2 protein-coding genes are annotated in these 1,857 nt (G+C 70.1%); both read right to left on the minus strand.

Annotated features, from left to right (window positions below):
- Window positions 1–142: 142 nt before the first annotated feature.
- Complete coding sequence (locus HW445_RS29290) at window positions 143–352, minus strand: DUF397 domain-containing protein (RefSeq protein ID WP_151774391.1); 210 nt, start codon at window positions 350–352, stop codon at window positions 143–145.
- Window positions 353–670: 318 nt separating this feature from the next.
- Window positions 671–1,525, minus strand: a complete 855-nt coding sequence (locus tag HW445_RS29295; RefSeq protein ID WP_180223849.1) for a helix-turn-helix transcriptional regulator — start codon at window positions 1,523–1,525, stop codon at window positions 671–673.
- Window positions 1,526–1,857: the final 332 nt, after the last annotated feature.

Below are 1,857 nucleotides of genomic sequence, written 5' to 3' on the forward strand. Positions count from 1 at the left end.
GGGCGGGGCTGCCCGGCGGGACCCGGGCGAGCCCCCCGCCCGCACACGGGCGAGCCCCCTCGGCCAGGACGGCGAGCCGGACGAGAGGGCTGTACAGGCTGGTGCCCTGGGCGCCGGTGGGAACCGGCTCCCGCGACGGAGGTCAGACTCCGCCGAACTCCCCGCGGTTGACACCGGAGACGAACGCGCTCCAGGAGTCGGCCGGGAAGGCGAGCGTCGGGCCGGCCGGAACCTTGGAGTCCCGCACGGCGAGCTCCTCGCGCACCGGCGACTTGACCTCCACGCACGCTCCGTTACCGGTCGAGTAGGACGACTTGGTCCACGCGGGGGTGGCGCCCTGACGAATAGCCATTTTTACTCCGAGTTAACTGAGGGTGACGATCGGGGTGATGCGCGCCAACCGCCTGTGACCGTTGGCGTGATCGACGCTACTCGCCGCCTCGTGCTTCGGAGGTATCCATTCACTCGTGAGGATGGGATGTCCCAATAGGCTCTACCGCAACAGGAGTTGTGCATGTACGGTTCGCCTTTTTGCCGGTGGCAAAGTCCAACGGCAACGGATCCAGGGGTACCGGGTCACCCAGCGTGACCGAGTCGCGGGTGCGGCCGGGCGGTCACGCGACGGTCCGCACGTGACGGTCCGCACGCGACGGCCCCCGCGCGGCGACGCTCACGCGTAGGACTTCGCGATGTCCTGGATGAACTGCCGGGACTGGTCCACGTTCAGGGCCTGGGCCCGCAGGTGCTCGTACATCACGCTGTACTTCTGCACGTCGTTCGGCTTCTCCAGGTACAGGTCGCTGGTGACGCCCTCGATGTAGACCACGCTGGAGTCCGACGCGTCGGGGAACTCCAGGATGGCGTACTGCCCGTTGAGCCCCGGATGCGCGCCCAGGTCGAACGGGATCACCTGCACCGTCACGTGCGGCATCTGCGCCTGCTCGACCAGGTGCTCCAACTGCTCCCGCATCACGGCCCGGTTGCCCACGACCCGCTTCAGCGCGGCCTCGTCGAGCACCGTCCACAGGCGCAGCGGGTTCTCGGGGGCGTTGATCCGCTGCTGCCGGCGCAGCCGGACCTGCACCCGCTTCTCGATGTCCGCGGCCGCGGTCTCCGGCAGCGCGCCGGTGATGAGCGACTCCGCGTACTGCCGCGTCTGGAGCAGCCCCGGGACCACCTGCGGGTCGTACACGCGCAGGCTGGCCGCGTCGGTCTCCAGGCCGATGTAGACGCTGTAGGGGATGTCGCCGAAGGAGTGCCACCAGCCCTGCTGGCGGGAGTCCTTGGCCATCTGCATCAGCGAGTCGACGATCCGCTGGTCCTCCACCTCGTAGACTCCGCAGAGGTCGCGGACGTCACGCTGGCTGATGGACCGGCGCCCGTTCTCCAGCCGGCTGATCTTCGACTGCGAGACCAGCAGCCGCTCCGCCACCTCCTCGGCGGTCATGCCCTTCTGCTCGCGGAGCCGACGGAGCTCCTGGCCCAGGCGGCGGCGCCTGACGGTGGGGTTGACACTGGACGCCACGGACGGCACCTCCGGCTGCGTACCTCAACTTTGCGTATCTGCTGTTCAGCAGATTGCCACCTGGGTGCGGGCCGCCGCTGGGAAACGGCGCACAATGCCCGCCCACGCGTGAGTCCCCGGGTGAGTCCCCGGGTGCGCGGTGCCCACCTCCGGAGGTGGATCGCGGGCGCGGCCTCACGCCTTCGGGTGTGACGTCACGTCGACCGTTGACGGTCTGCCCGTCGGGGCCCGCCGAGGTTCTCGGCGACCCCGGAACGCGTCGAGCCCGGGCGGGACGGCGGACCTCGTCGGTCCGGCGTCCCGCCCGGGCGGGTGACAGCGGGCCCGGCTCA

It is taken from the genome of Streptomyces sp. UH6 (assembly GCF_013421635.1).
Classification (GTDB): domain Bacteria; phylum Actinomycetota; class Actinomycetes; order Streptomycetales; family Streptomycetaceae; genus Streptomyces; species Streptomyces abyssomicinicus.

Excerpts from the sequence above, each read along its gene's own strand:
- HW445_RS29290 (WP_151774391.1), bottom strand. The coding sequence starts at position 352 with ATGGCTATTCGTCAGGGCGCCACCCCCGCGTGGACCAAGTCGTCCTAC.